Raw genomic sequence first — 23528 nt, forward strand, 5'->3', positions numbered from 1 at the left:
AAAAGCGTGTAACGGTTTTCCGTCCGGAATTGCGTGAAGACAAAGAGTTAGAGCGGGCGGCGATTCCATCGAACGCTGAACGCTCTAAAGCATGTCATCAAGGCTCCAATGATTGCCCCAGCGGGCATCGATTTCGTCGTCGACATTCTGGTAGCGGATATCCGTCGACAGCCGGATCAGCCCATCGAGGCTCTGGTTGGTCGTCGAGGCATGGATCATGTAGGGCGAGTGAAGGACGATGTCGCCCGCTTCGAAATCCGCCATCAGCCAGCGCGTGTCGAACCGCTCCGCCATATCGGGCAGGTCCTTCGACACCCAGCCGCCCTCACTCATGTTGCGATTATAGGCACTGATGCGCTCCTGCGGACTGAGAGCGGAATTGTCCTTGTTGAACTGTCTCTCCAGGGCGGCGCCGACGGCGTGTGATCCCTCCAGGTAGACCAGGCCGCCCATGTCGATGGTCGTGTCGCCGATCGGTATCCAGGTCGTCACCACCCGGTCGGTGCCTCCGCGCAGATAAACGAGATCGTAATGCGCCGGCGTCGCGGTGGCCGTTCCAGGCAAGGTGAAGCGCATGATCTTGCGTTTGTGCAGATAGGATAGGCCGCCCACGAAACCATCCATCAAGCGCGACAGGCGCGGCTGCGCGCAAAAGCCTTCATAACCGGTTGACCGGACCACCGACATCAGCCGGCGCTCGGCGAGCTGACGGTCGATGGCACGATCCGAAGCGATGCCGAGCGAGGGATCCGTCCCGGGTTCCAAAAGCCCGCTCTCGGCAAGATGGGAAAGCACCCAGCCACGAAAATCGATCACTTCCCTGCGGGGCAAAAGGCCCTTCAGCCAGACATAGCCTTGGGTCGCATAAAGATGCCGGATGGCTTCAATGCCGACGGACGGGTCGGTCGCGGAAAGGTATCCGAGCCTGTTCGGCATTGTCGACAGCAGCTTGCCGTCAGCTGTGAGGGCAACCGGCGGGGTGTCCGGAAATGCCTGCTCATCCGTTGATACCGACATTTCAATCACCTGGATCGTTTCGACCTTGGCCGGAGAATACCTTATCATTCGGCCCCTTCCTATGGATAGGAGACCGACCTCCATTTGCTCACGCCATTTCAGCCGCGCATCCTGTTCGCGAGGCAATTGCTGGCGGCTACCGATTCGATCGAATGGTCGCGACGAGGGCCGGTATCGGCGATGCCCTCCGCGTCCCGCGGCCCTTTCTGGACCACGAAAACTGCTGGCCCAGCGCGTTTGGCCGCCGCCGCAAGAAGACATAAGTCGCAGGAAAACCGCCTGTATGGCCCGGAAAAGACGTGACTTTTTTAGGGGCGACCCGGCCACGGCCCCGTTGCGCGCCTTACCGAGGCGAAATCCGCCTTCGCATAAGTTCTTGAATCATATAAGCTTGTGCTTGGGATAGAGGACGACCAGGAGGGGTTTTGGCACTTGCTGCCGGCAACACGACGCGTCTGTGGACGCTGGTCGCGAAGGAGTTCTGGCGCAAGACGCGCCGGCGCCTGCGCGCCGGGCCGATCTATCGCTGGCGCTATTCGGGCCGCACGCCCGAACGTGTCCTGATCGCACCGCCGGACCTGCGCCTCGCCGATCCGCAGATCGCGCTCGAGATCTACTACGGCCGTTATCCCCTGTCCGGCCACCTGGTCGAGACCGGCGGCAAATCCCCTTTCCAGATCAATGTCCCCAATCACGGTTGGCAGAAAACGCTGCATGGCTTCCGCTGGCTGCGCCATATGCGCGCCGCCGGCACCGAGCTTGCCGCCGCCAACGCCCGTGCCCTGGTTTCGGACTGGATCGCCATGCATGGCAATCATATTTCGGGCGTTGCCTGGGAGCCAGGCACGACCGCCAAACGCATCATTGCCTGGCTGCAGCACTCCTCCATCGTGCTGCAGGGTGCTGAGTTCCCCTTCTACCGCGCTTTCCTGAAATCGCTGGCCATGCAGATCCGCTATCTCAGGTCGATGGCGCGCGAAATGCCCGACGGCAAGGACCGGCTGCGCGCCCGCATCGCGCTGGCCTTCGCGGCGCTGTCCCTGCCGGCGCCGGCTTCGGCGCTGCGCGGCGCCACCCGCAACCTCGCGGGGGAACTCAATCGCCAGATCCTTGCCGACGGCGGTCACATCTCGCGCAATCCAATGGCGGTGCTGGAAATCCTCGCCGACCTCCTGCCGCTGCGCCAGACCTATGCCAACCAGGCCGAAGCGCCGCCGCAGGCGCTGATCGGTGCCATCGACCGCATGCTGCCGGCATTGCGTTTCTTCCGCCACCAGGACGGCAGCCTCGCCCGGTTCAACGGCATGGGCGCCACCATCCATGACCGCATCGCCACCATCCTGCGCCATGACGACACCGCCGGCGCACCGCTGCTGCATGCGCCGCATTCGGGCTATGAGCGGCTGGCGATGGGCGGCACCACCGTCATAGCCGATACCGGCCTGCCGCCACCGGTCGACGTGTCCAATGCAGCGCATGCCGGCTGCCTTGCCTTTGAACTGTCGTCGGGCCGCCAGCACTACATCGTCAATGCCGGCATCGACACCTACGGCGCCGCCGAGTTCCGGCCGCTGGCCCGCGCCACCGCCGCGCACTCGACGGCCACCATCAACGACACGTCTTCGGCGCGTTTCACCCACGCGCTGCGGGTAAACGACCAGTTGGGTTCACCGTTGATCGGCGGCCCGCAGCAAGTGCAGTGCAAGCGCATCGACCAGAAGGGCGTCCACGGCTTCATCGCCCGTCATGACGGCTATCTCCAGCGTTTCGGCTTCCTGCATGAGCGCGAGCTGAAACTCTCCTCGGACGGCAATGTGCTGGTGGGCCGGGACCGGTTCCAGCGGCCGGGCAGCACAGCGATCCGCAACAATGGCCGCGATTTCATCACCGTGCGCTTTCACATCCACCCCGACATCAATCTGCTGCAGGACCAGCAGGAGCGGCTGGTCCTGACCGGCGATCAGGCCGATACCTGGGTGTTCACCTCCAGCGAAGTGGTGCCCGAAGTTGAGGAATCGATCTATTTCGCCGGTCTTGGCGGTCCGCGCCGCAGCCGCCAGATCGTGCTCGCCTTCAAGGCGTCCGAAATTGCCGACGTCCACTGGCAGCTGACCCGCACAAAGATCGCCGGTTATTCCGAAAACAATTGAGCTTGCGGCGGCAATGGCATGCCGCGAAAAGCCAACGCTTGATTTCCGAGCCTCATGTGCTACGGCGCGGGCACGCTCCTCCAGACAAGAAAGGCCGCCAGCCATGGCCGTTCCTGCCAAGAACATTCCTGCCCCGGACCTCGTTCCGGTCCGCCGTGCGCTGCTCTCCGTCTTCGACAAGACGGGCTTGATCGACTTTGCCAGGGCACTGGCCGCGGCCGGCGTCGAGCTGGTCTCCACCGGCGGCACGGCAAAAGCGATCGCCGAGGCCGGCATGGCGGTGCGCGACGTCTCCGAGCTCACCGGCTTCCCCGAGATCATGGATGGCCGCGTCAAGACGCTGCACCCGTCCGTGCATGGCGCGCTGCTTGGTGTGCGCGACGACCCCGAGCACGCATTGGCGATGCGCAAATACGGCATCGAGCCGATCGATCTCGTCGTCTCCAATCTTTACCCGTTCGAGGAAGTTCGCCGCTCCGGCGCCGACTACGCGGCGATCGTCGAGAACATCGACATTGGCGGCCCGGCGATGATCCGCGCGTCGGCCAAGAACCACGCCTATGTCGCCATCGTCACCGATCCCGGCGATTACGCCGCTGTGCTCAACGCGCTGGAGATGAACATCGGCTCTCTGTCGTTGGATTTCCGCAAGAAGCTGGCGGCGAAGGCCTTCGCCCGCACCGCCACCTACGATGCGGCGATCTCGGGCTGGTTCGCCGAGGCGCTGGAGATCGAGCATCCAACCTGGCGCGCTTTTGGCGGCAGGCTGGCCGAGGTGATGCGCTACGGCGAGAACCCGCACCAGGGTGCCGGCTTCTACGTCAATGGCGACAAACGGCCGGGCGTCGCCACGGCGCGGCAGCTGCAGGGCAAGCAGCTATCCTACAACAACATCAACGATACCGACGCCGCTTTCGAATTGGCCGGCGAATTCGATCCCAATCGCTCGGCCGCCGTCGCCATCATCAAGCACGCCAATCCGTGCGGCGTGGCCGAAGGCACATCGCTGAAAGCGGCCTACGCAAAGGCGCTCGCCTGCGACCCGGTCTCGGCCTTCGGCGGCATCGTCGCCTTGAACCGCACCCTTGACGCCGAGGCGGCCGAGGAAATCGTGAAAACCTTCACCGAGGTGATCATCGCGCCCGACGCGACCGACGAGGCTGCTGCAATCATAGCTGCCAAGAAGAATTTGCGCCTGCTGGTCACCAGCGGCCTGCCGGACCCGCGCACGGCCGGCACGACGGTCAAGTCGGTTTCAGGCGGCCTGCTGGTCCAAGGCCGCGACAATGCCGTGGTCGACGACCTCGACCTGAAGGTGGTAACGAAGCGCGCGCCGACGCCGGCTGAAATGGCCGATCTCAAATTCGCCTTCCGCGTCGCCAAGCACGTCAAGTCGAACGCCGTAGTCTACGCCAAGGACGGCGCCACGGTCGGCATCGGCGCCGGCCAGATGAGCCGGGTCGATTCTTCGCGCATCGCCGCGCGCAAGGCGATCGACGCAGCGGAGACGGCAGGCATGGCCGAGCCGTTGACCAAGGGCTCGGTGGTCGCTTCGGATGCCTTCTTCCCCTTCGCCGACGGCCTGCTGTCGGCCATCGAAGCCGGTGCCACCGCCGTGATCCAGCCGGGCGGTTCGATGCGCGACGACGATGTCATCGCCGCCGCCGACGAACACGGCATTGCCATGGTGTTCACCGGCGTACGGCATTTCCGGCACTAACCTGCCGCTCGGCGGCCAGTGGGGTGAATATCGAAGCATCTACTCCGGCCGATCCGCCGGATATGGCGTGCGAACCAGGATCGCCATGCCGATGGCCAGGAACAAAATAATCGCCGCCATGCCAAGCCGGGCCGAGCCGCTGGTGGCGGTAATCGTCGCCACCATGAACGGCGCCAGGAAACTGGTCGCCCGACCGGCCAGCGCATAGATGCCGAAATAGCGACCGGATTCGGCTGCGGTCACGCTGCGCGCCATGTAGGAGCGCGACGAGGCCTGCACCGGCCCGAAGGCCAGGCCGATCAGCAGGCCGTACATGATGTAGGCCTTTTCGGCCGCCGTACCGAACAGGCCGCCTGAATCGGAGGTCGAAAGCTGGATCAGGCCGAGCAGCGTGAATCCAGGCCCGGTCGAGACCACGCCGATAGTGGCGATGGACAGCATGACCAGCGAAATCATCACCACCGCCTTGGAGCCCAGCGCGGTGTCCAGGCGGGCGGCGACCCAGCAGCCGAAGATGGCGACGATATTGAGGATGATGCCGAACATCCCGATCTCGGTGATCGACCAGTGGAACATGCCCGCCGCGAAGGTGCCGCCCAGCGCCAGCAAGGCATTGACGCCATCCTGGTAGATCATGCGGGCGACGAGAAAGCGGAAGATGCCGCCGCGCTTGCGCACCTCGGCCAGTGTCGATTTCAGCTCCGACAGGCCTTCGCGCACCGCCGGCCCGATCGAGATGCCCTTGATGGCGTCGGGCGTAAAGAAAAACATCGGCAGGATGAACAGGAAATACCAGCCCGCCGACAGCGGCCCGGTGGCGCGAGCATCCTCGCCCAGTTGCGGATCGAGCCCGAACAGCGGGGTGATGCCGATGATCGTCTTGCCGGTCTCCGGCGAGCCGGCCAGGCAGGTGACGACGAAGATCAGTGCGATAATCCCGCCGAGATAGCCGAGGCCCCAGGCCACGTTGGAGATGCGGCCGATCTCGCTCTTCGGCACCAGCCGCGGCATCATGGAATCGTTGAAGACAGTGGAGAACTCCGCTGCCACCGAGGCCAGCGAGAACAGCGCCACGACCAGGAACAGGTTGGAACCCGGCGCGGCGAACCAGAGCAAGGTGAGACTGGTGATCTTGATCGCCGCGAAAAACGCGATCCACGGCTTGCGCGGCCCGGTCTGGTCGGCGATCGATCCTAGGATCGGCGATAGCACCGCGATGACCAGCCCGGCCGCGGCGATGCCATAACCCCAGACGGCCTGGCCAGTGGTTGGATCGCCCGCCATGCGCGAAACGAAATAGGGGCCGAAGATGAAGGTGGTGACGACCGTGAAGAACGGCTGCGCCGCCCAGTCGAAGAACATCCAACCCCAGATGCCGCGCCCGGATGCCCGCTGCACTGTCTCTACCGCCATAGTGATTCCCCCGGCGTCCGCTCCGCCCATTTCGGGCGCCATGTCTGCATGTTTCGAATGATCATGCAAACGGACAACCGCTGGCTCACATGCCCGTCAGATCGCTCATCAGCCCCGACGCAACCGACAGCCGCGACACGGTGATGTCGCCGCCCTCCGTCAACGCCTGCAGCCGTTCGCGGATGCGCGCCACCCGCTCGCCACCAGCTTCGAGCCAGGCCGCCACCGGATCGGCCGCCTCGGCATGGCCGGTAAGCGCGGCGATAGCGATGCCGCGCCGCGCCGCGCCGATCGTGTCGGTGGCGCGGGACAGAGCGAGCTGGTCATAATAGTCCGATGGCGTGATCGAGCGCGCCGCATCCTCGACGCGCGGGATGCGGAAGGCATCGCTGACGGCGAAGAACGCCGTGGCCGCCGCGACGATATCGGCGCCGGCGGTGCGGGCCGTCAGCGCGACGTCCGGGATGAGCTCCGCCGCCTCGCTCATCGCCAGCTGCTCGGCCAGCTTTTCCGGTGCGCCCGCCTTGAACAGCCCGTGCCGCTTCTCCTCGATCCGCTCGCGCGAAAAAGCCGGCAGCAGCGAAACGAGCTTGGGCTCCAGCGCCTTGCGCGCATCCTGCAGTTCGGCGATGCGCTGGCCGAGCGGTGCCGTGCCGGCATCGTTCTTCAGGTACCAGCCGCTGCTCATGTAGATAAGCCGGCTCACCATCTGATAGAGATCGAGTTGCACCTGGCCGTCGACCAGGTTGTCGAGCGCGTCGATCTCGCGATAGAGCGCGGGCAGCGCAAAGCCATCGCGCACCACGGCGAAGGTGCGCACCACATCTGCCGCGGTGCGCCCCGTCGCCTCCTGAAGCCGGTTGACGAAGGACGGCCCGCCGCGATTGACCAGATCGTTGGCCACGACACGCGCGATGATCTCGCGGCGCAGCCGGTGGCCGTGGATCTCGGAAGCGTATTTCTTCGCCATCCGGTCCGGGAAATAGCCCATCAGGTCGCGGTCGAAATGCGCATCGTCAGGCACGTCGCTGGCGACGATGTCGGAAAACAGCACGATCTTGGCATAGGCGAGCAGCACGCCGAGCTCGGCCCGGGTCAACGGCTCGCCGCGCGCCTCGCGCTCGGCAAGCGCTGCCGGCGACGGCAGTGTTTCCACGACACGATCGAGCAGGCCGCGTGCCTCCAGCGCCGTCATGAAGCGGCTCTGATGCGCGATGTCGGCGAGGCCGCGCTTGCGGGCGATCGAAAGCGCCAGCGTCTGCTGGTAGTTGTTGGACAGCACCAGCCCGCCGACCTCGTCGGTCATCTCGGCCAGCAGCTTGTTGCGCGCCGGCCGCGTCAGCGATCCCTTGCGCATTGCCGACGCCAGCGCGATCTTGATGTTGACCTCGACGTCGGAGCAGTTGACGCCGCCCGAATTGTCGATCGCGTCGGAGTTGCAGCGGCCGCCATTCATGCCGAACTCGATGCGCGCCCGCTGCGTCACACCCAGATTGGCACCCTCGCCGATCACCTTGGCGCGCACGTCGAGCGCCGTGATGCGGATGGCATCGTTGGCGCGGTCGCCGACCTCGGCATTGGTCTCGGTCGATGCCCTGAGATACGTGCCGATGCCGCCGAACCACAAGAGGTCGACCGGCGCCTTGAGGATGGCGATCATGATCTCGACCGGCGTGGCCGTCGTCTTGGCGAGTCCGATCGCCGCTGCCGCGGCAGCCGGCAAGGTGATCGATTTCTGGCTGCGCGAGACGATGACGCCGCCATCCGACAGCTTGGTCTTGTCATAGTCCTGCCAGCTCGAACGCGGCAGCGCGAACATGCGCTCGCGCTCTGCCGTCGAGGCCGCCATGTCGGGATCGGGATCGATGAAGATGTCGCGATGGTCGAAAGCGGCGATCAGCCGCGTTTTCGGCGACAACAGCATGCCATTGCCGAACACGTCGCCCGACATGTCGCCGACGCCCACGACAGAGAAGGGCGAGGTCTGGATGTCGCGGTTCATCTCGCGGAAATGCCGCTTGACCGCTTCCCAGGCGCCCTTGGCGGTGATGCCCATCTTCTTGTGGTCGTAGCCGGCCGAACCACCGCTGGCGAAGGCATCGTCGAGCCAGAAGCCGTGCTTTTCGGAGATGGCGTTGGCGGTGTCGGAGAAGGTTGCCGTGCCCTTGTCGGCAGCGACGACGAAATAAGGATCGTCCTGGTCGCGGCGCACGACACCTGCCGGTGGAATGACGCCGTCCAGGCCGATATTGTCCGTGATCGAGAGCAGGCTGGAAACGAAGTTCTTGTAAGCCGATGTGCCGGCCTCGAAGATCGCGTCGCGTCCGGCGCTCATCGGCAGTTTCTTGGGATAGAAGCCGCCCTTGGCGCCGACCGGCACGATGACGGCGTTCTTGACCTGTTGCGCCTTGACCAGGCCGAGCACCTCGGTGCGATAGTCCTGGGCGCGGTCGGACCAGCGCAAGCCGCCACGCGCAACCGGGCCGAAGCGCAGGTGCAGGCCTTCGACCTCCGAGCCGTAGACGAAAATTTCGCGCCATGGCCGCGGCGCCGGCAATCCCTCGACCGCCTGCGACTCGAGCTTGATCGCCAGCGACTGGCCTTTCTCTTTCGTATCGGCAACGAAATGATTGGTGCGCAGCGAGGCTTCGATCAAATTGAGGTAGCGGCGGATGATGGTGTCGTCATCAATGTTGGGCACATCCTCCAGCGCATCCTTGATCTTGGCCTTGAGGTGCTTTGCCGCCACCACGCCTTCGGTTTCGGCCGTCGGGCCGAGCCGGGCGATGAACAGCGCGTGCAGGCCGCGCGCGATCTCGGGATAGCGGTTGAGTGCGGCGGCGATGAAATCCTGGCTCTGCGGGATGCCGACCTGCTGCAGGTAACGGCCATAGGCACGCAGGATGGTGATCTCGCCCGACCACAGGCCGGCGGTCTGGGCGAGGCCGTTATAGCCGTCATTGTCGACGTCGCCCCGCCACACCGACAGGAAAGCGTCCTCGAACAGCGCACCGCCGTCGGCGAGGTCGATCGGCTTGCCGTAGCTGTTCTCCAGTTCCATGTCGTGGATGAAGACCATGCCCGACTGGTCGTCGCCGACTTCGAAAGTCCGCTCGCTGATGACGCGGAAGCCGATGTTCTCCAGCACCGGAACGCGCCGCGACAGTGCCACCGGGCTGCCATGGTGATAGATCTTCAGCGCCGCCTGGTGCGGCTTCTGCTCGGCATGGCGGTAATAATCGATGGCGATCGGATTGCCGGCGCTGATCTTGGCGATTCGTCCGGCATCGGCCAGCGCCACGCCAGCGCTGAACGTATCCCGGTAGCTCTCTGGCAGCCGCGCGGCGATGGCTTTCAACGCCGGGTCGCTGCCGCTGGCTTCGGCCGCATCGGCAAGCGCATCTTCCCAGGTGCGCACGATGTCGCGGATCGCCGCCTCTATCGTCGCCTGCTCGACCTTCGGCGTCTTGCCGCCGGAGCGGCCGATGATGAAGTGCACGCGCGCCAGCCCGCCTTCCGGGAAAGCCGGGTAATAGGCCGACAGCCGGCCCTCGAACGCGGTTTTCAGATAGGTGCCGATCTTCTCGCGCACGACGCTGTCGTAGCGGTCGCGAGGCACGAAGACGAGGATCGAGACGAAACGGTCGAACTGGTCGACGCGCACCAGCGCCCGCACGCGGGGCCGCTCGACCAGGCCCAGAATGGCAGCGGCATGCTTGCGCAGGATCGGCACCGGAACCTGGAACAGCTCGTCGCGCGGATAGCTTTCCAGCACGTTGATCAGCGCCTTGCCGGAGTGGTCGTGGCGGTCGAACCCCGACTTGGCGATGATGGTTTCGGCCTTGGACCTGAGATACGGGATCTTCATCACCGAGCGCGTGTATGCGGTCGAGGTGAACAGGCCGACGATGCGCAGTTCGCCCGCCAACGCACCTTTGGCGCTGTAGGTCTTGACGCCGATGTAATCGAGATAGATGCGCCGGTGCACCAGCGACTTGGCATTGGCCTTGGTGACGATCAGCGGCTCCGGTCCGTGCAGGAAAGCGCGGATTTCCGGCGTCGTCGTCACCGCCTCGGTGCCGCGTCTCAGCACCAGCACGTCCGGGTCGGTCAGGATGCCGAGGCCGGGTTTTTCTGCCCGCTCCAGATTGCCGCTTTCCTCGCCGCCGGTGTATTTGAATTCACGCATGCCAAGGAAAGTGAAATTGTCGTCGCGCAGCCACTCCAGGAAGGCGATCGCCTCGGCGACGCTCTTTTTGTCGAGCGGCACCGCCGAATAGCGGAATTCGGAGATGGCCTGATCGAGCCGGGCCAGCATCGGCCGCCAGTCGTTGACGGCGGCATGGACCTGGCCGAGCATCTTGCGCAGCCGCTCGGCCAGGCCATTTGCTTGTTCGGGCGTCAGCCGGGGAATATGGACATGGATCACGCTCAGCCGGTCGTGGCTGCCGTCATCCCTGGCGAAATTGCCATCGCCGAGGATTTCGTCGACACCCGTCTTGCCATGACGGACCGTAATCACCGGATGAGTGACCAGGGTCGGTTCACCGGCGGTTTCTGTAACCTCGCCGAGGATGGAATCGAACAGGAACGGCATGTTGTCGTTGACGACCGTGATGACGGTCACTGGGCGGCCTTCGCGAACCACGCCCGAATCGGCTTCGACGGCGACGACGCACTCACCCTTTTTGTGGGCGGCGACCGCCTGGCCGGCGAGATCGGCGGCACGCTCGAGGTCGGCCACGTCATAGGCGGCGATATCCTCCGCCGGCGCGCGGGCGAGCAGGTAATCGGCGAGCCTGGCCGGTCTGTCATCGGCCTTTGCCGCAGGTGCCTTCTTCTTCGACTTAGCTGCGGATTTTACGCTGGCCATGACGCTTCTTCCCTCCCGTCGCATGCTTTTGCGACTATGGTATCAGATGACCGCTGTTTGGCGACAAAGGTTTGACGGCTTGCCAAGAATTCTCGGAATTCGGCGGCAAGGCTTCGCATGACGAGGAGAAATGACACGATGACCGGCAAAATCACCGCGCTAGACCTGGCCGCCGGAGAGCTGAGCGAGCCGACAAAAGCCTATTTCGCCAAATGCGAGGAAAAGCTCGGCCTCGTCCCCAACGTGCTCAAGGCCTATGCCTTCGACGACAAGAAGCTGCGCGCCTTCACCGACATGTACAATGATTTGATGCTGGGCGAGTCCGGCCTGTCGAAGCTGGAACGCGAGATGATCGCGGTCGCCGTCTCCTCCATCAACCACTGCTACTACTGCTTGACCGCGCATGGCGCGGCGGTGCGCCAGCTCTCGGGCGATCCCCTGCTTGGTGAGATGATGGTGATGAATTTCCGCGCCGCCGACCTTTCGCCGAAGCAAACGGCAATGCTCGACTTCGTCGTCAAGCTGACCGAGGAGCCGGCCAGGATCGTCGAGGCCGATCGCGCGGCCCTGCGCCAGGCCGGCTTCAGCGATCGCGACATCTGGGATATCGCCTCGACCGCGGCCTTCTTCAACATGTCGAACCGTGTCGCGGCCGCGATCGACATGCGGCCGAACGACGAATACCACGCCATGGCGCGATAGGGCCACGCGCGTTCCACCATCGGTCCTACTTCGCATCAAGCGTTGACAGGCGAATGCCGCCGGCTAGTTTTCCGGGAAACAAGATTTCCGAGGGGTGAACTTGATGCCCGAGGCCAACGCTTCGTGAATGGGAGTCCCCTATGCTTGATGCAATTGCCAAACCCGGGGTTTTTCTCCGCGCCCTGACCATGACGCTGGCGCTTGCCACTCCACCCGCCCACGCCTTCGAGGCGGTGACAGCCTACCAGCCCATTTTCGAGACAGCCGCGGCCAAGACGATAACGCTGACTGGCCATGACCTGACCGTCGAACAGATCATCGACATCGCCCGCAACGGCGCCAAGGTCGAGCTCAGCCCCGAGGCGCTGCAACGTTCGGCGGACGCTTATGGCCTGCTGCTCGAAGGTGCTGCCGAAGGTGTCACCATCTACTGGTTCAACCGTGGCGCCGGCGACCAGCGCGAGACGGTGATCTTCTCGGGCGATCCGACGACGCCGGAAAACAGTAAGCTGCTCAAGGATCAGCAGCTCGCCCGCTTCAAGGGCGGCGTCAACAGAGGCTACGGGCCGGAGCTGCAGGAAGAAGCGCTGGTGCGCGCCATCATGGCGATCCGCGCCAACACCATGTCCTACGAGGCTGCCAGCCCGCAGCTGACGCATATGCTGGTCGACATGCTGAACAAGCGGGTGACGCCGGTCGTGCAATCGCGCGGCACGCTCGGCGAAGGCGACCTCGCGACGCTTGGCAATATCGGCGCGGCCATGGTCGGCGAAGGCGAAGCCTATCTCGATGGCGTCCGCATGCCGGCCACACAGGCCCTTTCGCAGGCCGGTCTGAAGCCTCTCGAGCCTTTCGCCGCCGACCAGGCCGCGCTGATCAGCACCAATGCCTACGCACAGGCACAGGCCGTGCTTTTGCTGGAGGACGCCCGAAAACTGCTGGAGTGGACCGACCTCAGCTACGCCATGGGGCTGAACGGCATGAATTCCAGCGTGACGCCGATTTCCGCACCCGTGCAATCCATGCGGCCTTACCCATGGCTGACATGGGATGCCGCGCGGGTCATGGACATGATCAAGGGCAGCTATCTCTTCGACGAGGATCAGGCCCGCATCATACAGGATCCGGAAAGCATGCGCGCCTCCAGCCAGCGCCAGGGCTCGGCCTGGCAGGCCTGGGCGGATCTGCGCCAATCCGTGCTGCTCTCCATCAATTCGTCGGATCACAATCCGGCCGTGCTGCCGGGCCTGACGCCGCAGAGCTCGCCGGAGCTGAGCACGCCGCAATTCATGAAATATTATATCAAGGGCGGGCCGCTGAGCGGCGGCAAGTCCGGCTATATCTTCTCCAACGCCAACTGGGATCCCTATCCCATGGCCAATCAGGTCGAGGCTTTCACCATCTCTCTCACCAATCTCGGTGTCGCGGTGGCGCAGCGCATCGAGCGCTTCCGCAATCCCTTCTTTACCGTGATCAAGCCGATCGATGTGCTGAAGCCCGACGAGCGCAAGGACATCCCGACCTTCGATGGCTATCTGCCGACCGATCTCTGGCAGGAACTGGCCGACCTCGGCACGCCGGTGACGCCGAATGGCCAGGCGATCGTCGCCACCGTCGAGGACCTGGAAGGGCAGACCCGCATCAAGACGCAACGCGCCCGCGAGGCGGTCGACATATCCTTCCATCTCTTGGCGCAGGACCTGTTGACGGCAAGCTATTGGATGGAAATCCGCAAGGCGCAGAACCCGCAGCGGAAATTCGGCGAGGCGCCAACCGCGGCGCTCGAGGCGCTGCGCCAGGTGATCCCCTGGCACCAGGCGGCATCGGAACGGCAAAAGCGGCCGCTCGGCATGGTCGCCTACGATTTCATGCAGGAGAACCCGGCCTCGAAATTCTATTCCGGCGGACCGCAGGCGCCGAAGGCGGCCGCCATGCCTGCGGCCGGCGTCTTGCCCAGATAGCCTTACCGCGCCGCGATGGCCGCCGCCGCACCGGCCATCGTCGTGGCGCTGACGCGGTTGGCGATCTTCATGGCGCGCTTGCTCCTGAGGAGCTTGCGCGCCTGCGAGGCGGCGAGCACCCAGGCGAGATCGATGGCGATCAGCACCACCGCCATGGTCGCCGTCAGTTCGACCCAGCCGACGAGACTGACCGAAGCGAGGTCGATGATGGTCGGCAACAGCGCCAGGTAAAACATCATGATCTTGGGATTGCCGAGCGTGACGGCCATGCCGGCGAAAAAAAGCTTGCCGGCCGAATCCTCACGCGGCATCTCGCCCTCCTTGGCGTCGACAGGCGCCGTCCACATCTTCCAGGCGAGATAGGCCAGGTAGAGAACGCCGATCCATTTCACGACGACGAAAGCGAAATGGAAGGTCTGCGCCACCACGGCCAGCCCAAACACCGCCAGCGACAGCCAGATGCCTTCGCCGATCCACATGGCAAGCAGGAACGGAAACACATCGCGAAACCCCTTCGAGATAACGCGCGCGACAAGCGCCGCGATCGATGGGCCAGGCGAACCGGCGGCCACGAACAAGGCGGCGGCGAAGATCAGCAGCGAGGCGAGGTGCATGGCGAGGGTCTCCGCGTCAGGGCTTCACCAACCACAATAACCCGACAGCTGCGTCTCTGGCAAAGGCAAGACAATATGGGCCATGGGCGCCGACCCCTACGGCGTGACTTGCGGAGCCCCTTGCAGCCCCAGCGTCACGCCGCTAGAAGGGTCGCCGCGAAACAATTTCGAGCTTCACTTTGCCCCAGTAACCACCGGTCTCGTCAACTCCTCCGACACACCTGCATGGCGCCGCATCAGCGGTGCCTGTTTGTTTTTTGATGTGTTCCTTTGGGCGGCGGTTCGAGACCGGTTTGGCACTGCTGAACCGCTGTCGCTCGGCTTACCGCCAGCGACACCTGACGTCACAATCTCCGCAGCCGCCCGCCACGCCGCGCCCGCATGGGCATCTCGATAGCGCCGACCGGATGAACTTCCCAACGGGAAGGACTTACCGGCATGTCATCGGCCCTGCGCGTCCACTGGACGATCGCGCCTGAAATCGCACCACGACCCCTGATCAACTGCAATCGCTGCGGCTTCGTGAAAGCCTACCGCTGCAGCGAGAAATTCCGCGTCAACGCCAACGGCAAGCGCATCGACGTGTGGCTGATCTATCGCTGCGTCGACTGCGACAATTCCTGGAATTTCGGCATTTTCGAGCGCTGCAACCGGCGCGATATCGCGCCGGCACTGCTGGCGGCGCTCGAAAGCAATGATCCGGCACTGGTCCGGAGCCATGCCTTCGACATCGTCGCCCTGCGCAACCAGGTGGGACGCGTCGAAGAGTTCCCTGACGCCGTCGTGCGCAAGCAGGTGATCGGCGGGATTAAGCAAGGCGCGACGGTGCTGGAGCTCCGACTTGGTCTGGAAATACCGGTATCGTTGAGGCTTGACCGGCTGCTCGCCAACGAACTCGGCATCTCGCGGTCGCGCCTTCACGCACTGGACGAGCGGAGGCTGCTGACCATCGAGCCGGATGGAGCAAAGGCCCTGCGCAAACCGGTCCGAGAGGGAGCGACAATCCGCATCGATCTCGCCAGCGAGCCCGACCGGCGGACCATCATCTCGGCCGCTGGTGGATGAACGAAAGAGGGCGGAGAACAAGTGCTCCGCCCCCTCAAACTCTCGGAAAAGGGAAACTTTACGCCGCGCCGACCGCCTTCGACGACTTCTCGAAACGCTTGCGCTCGTTCGGGTCGAGATAGAGTTTGCGCAGGCGAATGGTCTTCGGCGTCACCTCGACCAGTTCGTCGTCCTGGATCCAGGCCAGCGCGCGCTCCAGCGTCATGCGGATCGGCGGGGTGAGCTTGACCGCCTCGTCCTTGCCGGCGGCGCGGATGTTGGTCAGCTTCTTGCCCTTCAGCACGTTCACTTCGAGATCGTTGTCCCGGCTGTGGATGCCGATGATCATCCCCTGATAGACCTTGACGCCGGGATCGATGACCATCGGACCGCGATCTTCAAGGTTCCACATGGCGTAAGCCACCGACTCGCCCTGTTCGTTGGAGATCAGCACGCCGTTGGTGCGGCCAGGCAACTCGCCCTTGTAGGGCTCGTAGGCATGGAACAGCCGGTTCATCACGGCGGTGCCGCGCGTATCGGTCAACAGTTCCGACTGGTAGCCGATCAGGCCGCGCGTCGGCGCATGGAAGACGATGCGCTGGCGGTTGCCGCCCGAGGGACGCAGCTCGACCATTTCGGCCTTGCGTTCCGACATCTTCTGCACAACGACACCGGCATGCTCCTCGTCGACGTCGATGACGACTTCCTCGACCGGCTCCAGCAATTCGCCATTCTCGCCCTTCTGCATGACGACGCGCGGACGCGAGACGGCGATCTCGAAACCTTCGCGGCGCATGGTCTCGATCAGGACGGCGAGCTGCAATTCGCCGCGGCCGGAAACGAAGAACGAATCCTTGTCGGGCGATTCTTCGATTTTCAGCGCGACATTGCCTTCGGCCTCGCGCAGCAGACGGTCACGGATGACGCGACTGGTCACCTTGTCGCCTTCGGTGCCAGCCAACGGGCTGTCGTTGACGAGGAAGGACATGGTCACGGTCGGCGGATCGATCGGCTGTGCATGCAGCGCCTCGGTCACCGCCAGGTCGCAGAACGTGTCGGCGACGGTGCCCTTGGACAGGCCGGCGATGGCGACGATGTCACCCGCCTGCGCTTCTTCGATCGGCTGACGCTCAAGGCCGCGGAAAGCGAGAATCTTTGAAATGCGGCCGGTCTCGATCTGGGTGCCGTCATTGTGCAGCACCTTGACCGCCTGGTTAGACTTCAGCGTGCCGCTCTCGATGCGGCCGGTGATGATGCGGCCGAGGAACGGGTTTGCTTCCAGGATGGTGCCGATCATCCGGAACGGGCCGGGATGAACGGTCGGCGCCGGCACATGCTTGATGACGAGGTCGAACAGCGGTGCAAGCTGCTGGTCCTTCGGGCCTTCCGGATTTTCCGACACCCAGCCGTCGCGGCCGGAACCATAGAGGATCGGGAAGTCGAGCTGCTCGTCGGTGGCGTCGAGCGCGGCGAACAGGTCGAACACCTCGTTGACCACCTCGACATGGCGCGCGTCCGGCCGGTCGATCTTGTTGATGACGACGATCGGCCTCAAGCCGACCTTGAGCGCCTTGCCGACGACGAACTTGGTCTGCGGCATCGGGCCTTCGGCGGCGTCGACCAGCACGATGGCCGAATCCACCATCGACAGGATGCGCTCGACCTCACCACCGAAATCGGCGTGGCCGGGCGTGTCGACGATGTTGATGCGCGTGTCCTTCCAGTCGACCGAGGTCGCCTTGGCCAGGATGGTGATGCCGCGTTCCTTTTCGAGATCGTTGGAATCCATGGCACGCTCGGCGACGCGCTGGTTGTCGCGGAAGGAGCCGGACTGTTTCAAAAGCTGGTCGACCAGGGTGGTCTTTCCATGGTCGACGTGCGCGATGATCGCGATATTACGGAGGTTCATGATTCTGGTCTCGGAAGCGTTGCAGGCAGCAGGCCAAGGGCGCTGCCTCTTTCGGTTGCGCGGCTCATACAGGGTTTTTCGCAGTTGCGAAAGGGGACGCGCGACACCAAATACTCATCAAATCTTAAGCATCTGCGTGTGAAATGATTTTGTTAACCAAGGCGGGAACCTTTTCAGGGCCCGGACAGTTCGAACGTGATGACCGATAGACTCAACCGATTTTGGCCACTTATCGCGTCCGCCGCCTTTGCGATGCTGCTGGCGGCCAACGCCGCGCAGTCGGCCGCGACGCTGAAGGAAACGCGGCCTGCCCTGCCGACCGATGCGCCTTCCGCGCAACAGGCCTTTGCCGACGCGCCCGACGGCGTCGACCCCGTGGTGACCGGGCCGGTCAGTGCCGCCTTCAAGCAGAGACAGGCGAGCGCCAACTGCGACGCGGCGGTCTGGCCCAACATTCCAATGGTCTGCTACCCCGACTGACCGTTCGCGCCCGTTCTTACACGCTGAGGTGTGTTGAGATTCAGGTCAGGCCGGGCCGAAAATAATGGTTTTCGAGAATCCGAGCGGAGCGTACATTTTGTACGTGAGCTCCGTTCTACTGCGACGCAGTAGAACGGAGAAGCGCAGGAATCCGCCGTTTGCAGGCCGGCCTCACCTGAATTATCGACGCGCCTCAAGCCGCCTGCGGTTCGGGATCGAAGGCCGGCCGGCTGGTGTTGATCAGGAGCGAAATACAAGCCGCCGCGATCGCCGTCATGCCGGCAATCAGGAACGCCAGTTCGTAGTTGCCCTGCAGTTCGCGCATGGTGCCGCCGAAGGCAGCAGCGGTGGCGGCACCCACCTGATGGCCGGCCACGATCCAGCCGAACACGATCGGCCCGCTGCGGTCGCCGAAGGCTTCGTTGGCGAGCCTTAAAGTCGGCGGCACGGTGGCGATCCAGTCGAGACCATAGAGCACCGCGAAGATGATCAGGCTGGTTGCCGAGAAACCTGAATAGGGCAAATAGATCAGCGACAGGCCACGGATGGCATAGTAGACGCCGAGCAGCTTGCGCGGATCGTAGCGGTCGGTGAGCCAACCGGACAGCGTGGTGCCGATCAGGTCGAAAATGCCCATCATCGACAACAGGCCGGCGGCCTGCACCTCGCCGATGCCCATGTCGCCGCAGAAGGCGATCAGATGGGTGCCGACCAGCCCGTTGGTGGTGAAGCCACAGACGAAGAAGGTGGCGAACAGGTACCAGAAAACCCGCGTGCCGGCGGCGCGGCGCAGCGTGCTGAGCGTATGCGCCAGGAAATTGCCTTGTGACGCGGGCGAAGTCGGCGGCACATCATCCGCCTCGGCGCCATAACGCACCATGCCAATCGAGGCCGGGCGCTCCGGCACCAGCAACCAGACTAGAGGGATCAACGCCGCGGTGGCGATCGCGACAGCGATGACGACAGGCTGCCAGCCGCCTGTCTGGGCGAGCGAGGCGATCAGCGGCAGGAAAATCAGCATGCCGGTGGCGCTGGAGGCCGACATCAGCCCCATGACAAGACCGCGATTGGTCTTGAACCAGCGGTTGACGATGGTGGCGCCAAGGACGCTGGCGACAGCGCCGGATCCGATGCCGGAAAAAACGCCCCAGGTGATGAACAGATGCCATGGCTTGGTCATCAGCAGGCTGAGCGTGGTCGAAGCCGACATCACCACCAGCGACGCCAGCAGCGTGCGGCGCAGCCCGATGCGCTCCATGAGCGCGGCGGCGAACGGACCGGTCAGCCCATAGAGCAGGATGCCGACGCCCGCGGCCAGCGAAATGACGTCGCGCCGCCAGCCGAAGCTGTTTTCGAGCGGCAGCATCATGACGGAAGGCGCCGAGCGCAGGCCGGCCGCGATCAGCAGGCAGAGGAAGATGACGCCCACCACCACGAAAGCGTAGCGCTGGCCAAAGGGACGGGATTGAGCTATCATGTTACTGACCGGTACGTTGCAAGATGGGAGCATGTATACGTACCGATCGGTAACATTGTCAATCGAGTCCCATGATGCCAAGCGACAAAAATATTGAACTGACCATCAGCGACGGTCATGCGTCGGCGCCACCGAAGGCCGCCAAGAAGATCCTCGACGTGGCCTATGACCTGTTCTACCGGCGCGGTATCCGGGCGATCGGCGTCGACGAAATCGTCAAGCGTGCCGGCGTCACCAAGCCCAGCCTCTATCGCAGCTTTCCCTCCAAGGACGAGCTGGCCGCCTCCTACCTCAGGCAATACGATCTTGAATATTGGGAGCGTTTCGACGAGGCCGTCGCCGCCAACCCCGGCGACCCGCGCGCTCAGATCAAGGCTTTCCTGACCCGTATCGGCAAGCGAACGCAAGTGGCGGACTATCGCGGCTGCGGCATGACCAATGCGGCGGTCGAATATCCCGACCACAGCCATCCGGCTCGCGTCGTCAGCGAGGCCAACAAGCAGGAATTGCGCCGCCGCCTGCGCGCCATGGCGGCTGCGATGGGCGCGCAAGACCCCGACACGCTGGGCGACGGGTTGCTGCTGCTTATCGAAGGCGCCTATATCAGCGGCCAACTGTTCGGCCTCGGCGGCCCCGCGCAGTCGGTTGCCCGCAACGCCGACCTGCTGATCGAAGCCAGCTTGAAGAAATAGCGATTGGCGATACGCTGGGACGACCTCCAACTGAGATCTCCGCCATGCGCAGCCTGTTGATCCCGCTCACCTTCGCCGGCCTTTGCCAGGCGGCGCAGGCCGGCGACATATCCAGCACCTACACCGACCTCGACTGGAAGAAGGACTGCGTGACCTATGCGCAGGCCGAGCAGGGCGACGGCGACTGGGCCGACCTCGCCTGCTCCGGCTATCGCGGCTATCCCGTGCTGGTCGGATATGACGACGCCCGCGAATCGCTGTTCTATGGTTTTCCGCCCGGCGGCGACATGACGTCCACCTGGGAAAGTTTTTCCGCCTTGAATTTGTCCGGAGCCAAGGTCGAGTGGCGTGTCGAAACCAATGGCGACAAAGCCGTGCCGTTCGCGGTCATCCACCGCCGCTCGATCAGCAATGGCGAGGACGAGACCAAGAAGACCGAGGTGCTGCTCGTCGCCAAGGTCGCTCAGATGGACGCCCGGGACGGCTGCACCGTCGGCCTGGTGTTGGCCACCGGTAACCCCGCCGCCAACGACCAGGCGCGCAAGATCGCCGACGAGAAGGCGAAAGGCTTCGCCTGCGGCAAGGACAAGCGCGTGGTGATTGGCGACGTGCCGGCTTTCGGCCGGGTCGATAACTGACCGCGAGCTACTTGCTCGCCTTCGCCCGGTCGATAGCGTCCATGATCATCTTCTTGGCGTATTTGGAATCATGCCAGCCCTCGATCTTGACCCATTTGCCGGGTTCCAGATCCTTGTAGTGCTCGAAGAAGTGCTGCACCTGCTGGCGCGTGATGTCGGGCAGCTGCGTGTATTCGGTGACGTTCTCGTAGCGCAGTGTCAGCTTCGGTGACGGCACCGCGATGATCTTTTCATCCTGGCCGGCATTGTCTTCCATGATCAGCACGCCGATCGGCCGCACGTTGATCACGCAGCCCGGCACCAAGGCGCGCGTGTTGCAGATCAGCACGTCAATCGGGTCGCCGTCGCCCGACAGCGTGTGCGGCACGAAACCGTAATTGCCGGGGTAGCGCATCGAGGTGTGCAGGAAGCGGTCGACGAACAGCGTGCCGGCCTCCTTGTCCATCTCGTACTTGATCGGCTCGCCGCCGATCGGCACCTCGATGATGACATTGACGTCCTCAGGCGGATTCTTTCCGGTGGCTATGGCTTCGATGCGCATGTCTTTTGTCCCTCTCTCGGTCGGCAGGAGATAGCGGGCGGCGCAAAATGGTGCAATGCGGCGAATGGTGCTTACAGGCGTCCGGCGAGACGCGATGGCGGTCGACCCGTTCAATCATCGGCACAAGATGTTTCAGCGTCGTGATGTGCGTGAGCCCGGGACTGCGCCTCCCACGATCATCCCCAGGCGGTCACTCCCAGACGAAGGCGACCTTCTTCAGCGCCTTCTGCTCGAAAATCTCGACCCCTTCGGCGATGTCGCGGCCGCCGGCCCCGGCATAGAAGGCAAGTGCGTTCTGGTTGTCTTCCAGCGCCCACACCACCATGCCTTTCAGCCCGTGGTCGGCGAGACGTGCCCTGGCCGCCGAAAACAGCCGCCTGCCGAGCCCGATGCCCTGATATTCCGGGCGCAGGTACAATTCGTAGATCTCGCCCTGCTGCTTGAGTTCCTTGGCGCGGTTCTTGCCGATCGTCGCGTAGCCGGCGATCGTGCCGCCGATCTCGACGACCAGGACGGTGGCGGCGCGGCGGATGGCGTTGGCCCACCAGTCGCTTCCGCGACGGTTGATCATCGATGTCAGCGTGCGGTGCGGAATGATTCCGCTATACGCGCCGCGCCAAGCCTCGAGGTGCACTTCGGCGATGGCGCCGGAATCGCGCAGGTCTGCCTTCCGAATGTCGATCGTCAGCGTATTCATGATTTGTTAACCATAAACCCGCATCGCCCGATTGCAAGAGTCCCGGCGGCCGATGGTCCGCTTTCGCACAGACGATCATGACACTGCCGACATTGGCCAAAGCCTGCCTGAAAACGCGCTCAGCCGAGGCGGATGGCGCGGCTTTCGAGTACCGAAGCGCAGCGGACTTTTAGGTCCGTAGGCATCGGAAGCGCAGAAAGCCGCGTCAGGCGTCCGGCTGAGTAGCGTTTGCAGGTAGGGCTTTTCAGATTTCGACCAGATGGTCGTCGAGCTCGTTGGTATCGCCCGAAGTAACCGGAAAGTGCTCGGCCAGCACGGCCCCGACCCCCTCGATCGCCTTGACGAAACCGTCGGCAAGCCGATCGTGGCCGGCATGCGCGGTCAGATCGCGCACCACGCCGTCCCAGACATGCTGGCCGACCTTGGCAGCGATGCCCGAATCGGCGACCACTTCGGCGTAGCGCTCGGCGATCGAGACGAAGATCAGCACGCCGGTGCGCGCCGTGGTGCGGTGGACGTTGCGGGCGAGGAACTGCTTGACCGCATTGGCGTGCGCAGCCTGATAGCGCAGCCGACGCGGCACCATATGGATGCGCAGGCCGGGCAGCGTCCACAACAGGGCCAGCACGCAGGCCATGGCCAGCAACTGAGCGATGACGAAATGTGGCAGGCGGATGGTGAGCCACCAGGCCTCCAGCCCATAGGCGACCGCGAGGCTGACGACCAGCATGCCGAGGGTCGCCATCAAGGCTGCGGGAGCTAAGTAGCCATCGCTGGCATGCGCCACGACGCAGTAGATCTCGCCGTCGGTTTGCGCTTCGGCGGCGCGGATCGCAGCGGCGATGCGCTCATGATCCTGCGGGCTGATCGGTCGTGTCGCCATGATCTTTCTCACCAGCTTCCTGAAGAACCGCCACCGCCGGACGAGCCGCCGCCACCGGAAAACCCGCCGCCACTGCTTGACCCCGACGACCAGCCACTGCCGGAACCACCCGAGGACCAGCCGCCGCCCGACGACCTCGTCGTCCAGCCGCTGGTTCCGGATGATCCGCCCGCACCCTGGCCATAACGAAACGTCATGCCCAGCCATCGATACACGCCCGGCGACAGCTTTGTGCCGAACATCGGCGGCAGGAAGGCCATCGCCAGGCCACCGAAGAACATCGTCGCCCACAGGATCAGGAACACCGCGACGACCGGATCCATGGGGGTGCTGCCGTCGGCGGGATTGCGCCGGCCGCGCGCCTCCAACTCCTCCGGATTGCCGTTCAGCACCATGATCATGTCGTCGACGGCCTTGGAGATGCCGCCGGAGAAATCGCCGGCGCGGAAGGCCGGCACCATGTCGTTCTCGATGATCAGCTTGGTGTGCAGGTCGGTCAGCGTGCCTTCCAGCCCATAGCCCACCTCGATCCGCATCTTGCGGTCGTTCGGCGCGACCAAAAGCAGGACACCGTTGTTCTCCTTGGCCTGGCCGAGCTTCCAGAAGCGGAACAGCCGGTTGGCGTAGGGTTCGATCTCCTCGCCGAGGCTGGGAATGGTGGCGACGACGATCTGGTCGGAGCCCTTGGTTTCGAAGTCCGCCAGCTTCTGCGTCAGC

At 64.0% G+C, this 23528-nt stretch carries 18 protein-coding genes; 8 read left to right on the plus strand and 10 right to left on the minus strand.

Going from position 1 to position 23528, the window contains the following annotated elements; all coding sequences use genetic code 11:
* Positions 1–84 precede the first annotated feature (84 nt).
* The gene (locus tag LB524_RS25390; RefSeq protein WP_140790115.1) at positions 85–1017 is read right to left on the minus strand and encodes a phytanoyl-CoA dioxygenase family protein; all 933 of its coding nucleotides are present in this window, start codon (positions 1015–1017) and stop codon (positions 85–87) included.
* Positions 1018–1442: 425 nt separating this feature from the next.
* Here LB524_RS25390 and LB524_RS25395 point away from each other — a divergent pair, with 425 nt between their 5' ends.
* Positions 1443–3167 (plus strand): heparinase II/III family protein, encoded by a 1725-nt coding sequence (locus LB524_RS25395; protein ID WP_224531026.1) that lies wholly within the window; start codon positions 1443–1445, stop codon positions 3165–3167.
* 103 nt (positions 3168–3270) lie between these two features.
* Positions 3271–4887, plus strand: coding sequence for a bifunctional phosphoribosylaminoimidazolecarboxamide formyltransferase/IMP cyclohydrolase (gene purH, locus LB524_RS25400; RefSeq protein ID WP_140719859.1), 1617 nt, complete (start codon positions 3271–3273; stop codon positions 4885–4887).
* 39 nt (positions 4888–4926) lie between these two features.
* On the opposite strand, the gene LB524_RS25405 is transcribed toward purH, so the two are convergent.
* Together LB524_RS25405 and LB524_RS25410 are read right to left on the minus strand one after the other, a co-directional pair.
* Positions 4927–6300: an MFS transporter gene (locus tag LB524_RS25405; RefSeq protein ID WP_224531028.1), complete on the minus strand. Its 1374-nt coding sequence runs from the start codon at positions 6298–6300 to the stop codon at positions 4927–4929.
* Between the two features lie 85 nt (positions 6301–6385).
* Positions 6386–11173 (minus strand): NAD-glutamate dehydrogenase, encoded by a 4788-nt coding sequence (locus LB524_RS25410; RefSeq protein ID WP_224531030.1) that lies wholly within the window; start codon positions 11171–11173, stop codon positions 6386–6388.
* A 138-nt stretch (positions 11174–11311) separates the two neighbouring features.
* On the opposite strand from LB524_RS25410, the gene LB524_RS25415 reads away from it, so the two are divergent.
* Both LB524_RS25415 and LB524_RS25420 read left to right on the plus strand, forming a co-directional pair.
* Positions 11312–11875: a peroxidase-related enzyme gene (locus tag LB524_RS25415; RefSeq protein ID WP_224531031.1), complete on the plus strand. Its 564-nt coding sequence runs from the start codon at positions 11312–11314 to the stop codon at positions 11873–11875.
* Positions 11876–12015: 140 nt separating this feature from the next.
* Positions 12016–13836, plus strand: coding sequence for an aromatic amino acid ammonia-lyase (locus tag LB524_RS25420; protein WP_224531033.1), 1821 nt, complete (start codon positions 12016–12018; stop codon positions 13834–13836).
* A 2-nt stretch (positions 13837–13838) separates the two neighbouring features.
* Here the strand turns inward: LB524_RS25420 and LB524_RS25425 are convergent, their stop codons facing one another.
* On the minus strand, positions 13839–14450 hold the full coding sequence (locus LB524_RS25425) for a LysE family translocator (protein ID WP_140616554.1): 612 nt from the start codon (positions 14448–14450) through the stop codon (positions 13839–13841).
* A 438-nt stretch (positions 14451–14888) separates the two neighbouring features.
* Here LB524_RS25425 and LB524_RS25430 point away from each other — a divergent pair, with 438 nt between their 5' ends.
* Entirely contained in the window at positions 14889–15515 is a 627-nt protein-coding gene (locus LB524_RS25430) for a DUF1062 domain-containing protein (RefSeq protein ID WP_140790095.1), read from the plus strand.
* A 58-nt stretch (positions 15516–15573) separates the two neighbouring features.
* On the opposite strand, the gene typA is transcribed toward LB524_RS25430, so the two are convergent.
* Positions 15574–17403 carry a translational GTPase TypA gene (gene typA, locus LB524_RS25435; protein WP_015315136.1) on the minus strand — a complete coding sequence of 610 codons (1830 nt, stop codon included), beginning with the start codon at positions 17401–17403 and terminating at the stop codon, positions 15574–15576.
* Positions 17404–17601: 198 nt separating this feature from the next.
* Between typA and LB524_RS25440 the strand changes: the two genes are divergently transcribed.
* A complete protein-coding gene (locus tag LB524_RS25440; protein WP_140712377.1) occupies positions 17602–17883 on the plus strand; it encodes a hypothetical protein in 282 nt (93 codons plus the stop codon).
* Between the two features lie 193 nt (positions 17884–18076).
* Here LB524_RS25440 and LB524_RS25445 read toward each other — a convergent pair whose 3' ends face one another.
* Entirely contained in the window at positions 18077–19360 is a 1284-nt protein-coding gene (locus LB524_RS25445) for an MFS transporter (protein ID WP_181172862.1), read from the minus strand.
* Between the two features lie 74 nt (positions 19361–19434).
* Here LB524_RS25445 and LB524_RS25450 point away from each other — a divergent pair, with 74 nt between their 5' ends.
* Together LB524_RS25450 and LB524_RS25455 are read left to right on the plus strand one after the other, a co-directional pair.
* The gene (locus LB524_RS25450; protein ID WP_015315134.1) at positions 19435–20052 is read left to right on the plus strand and encodes a TetR/AcrR family transcriptional regulator; all 618 of its coding nucleotides are present in this window, start codon (positions 19435–19437) and stop codon (positions 20050–20052) included.
* 44 nt (positions 20053–20096) lie between these two features.
* Positions 20097–20690: a hypothetical protein gene (locus LB524_RS25455; RefSeq protein WP_224531036.1), complete on the plus strand. Its 594-nt coding sequence runs from the start codon at positions 20097–20099 to the stop codon at positions 20688–20690.
* 7 nt (positions 20691–20697) lie between these two features.
* Here LB524_RS25455 and ppa read toward each other — a convergent pair whose 3' ends face one another.
* From ppa to LB524_RS25475, 4 genes are all read right to left on the minus strand, one after another.
* Complete coding sequence (ppa, locus tag LB524_RS25460) at positions 20698–21231, minus strand: inorganic diphosphatase (RefSeq protein ID WP_140616548.1); 534 nt, start codon at positions 21229–21231, stop codon at positions 20698–20700.
* Positions 21232–21421: 190 nt separating this feature from the next.
* Positions 21422–21928: a GNAT family N-acetyltransferase gene (locus tag LB524_RS25465; RefSeq protein WP_224531038.1), complete on the minus strand. Its 507-nt coding sequence runs from the start codon at positions 21926–21928 to the stop codon at positions 21422–21424.
* Positions 21929–22172: 244 nt separating this feature from the next.
* Complete coding sequence (locus LB524_RS25470; protein WP_140662503.1) at positions 22173–22811, minus strand: TPM domain-containing protein; 639 nt, start codon at positions 22809–22811, stop codon at positions 22173–22175.
* 8 nt (positions 22812–22819) lie between these two features.
* Positions 22820–23528: TPM domain-containing protein (locus tag LB524_RS25475; RefSeq protein ID WP_224531041.1), on the minus strand; the 709-nt coding region annotated here is incomplete at its 5' end.

Origin of the sequence: Mesorhizobium sp. ESP6-5 (assembly GCF_020164695.1) — a bacterium.
Taxonomy (GTDB): Bacteria; Pseudomonadota; Alphaproteobacteria; order Rhizobiales; family Rhizobiaceae; genus Mesorhizobium; species Mesorhizobium australicum.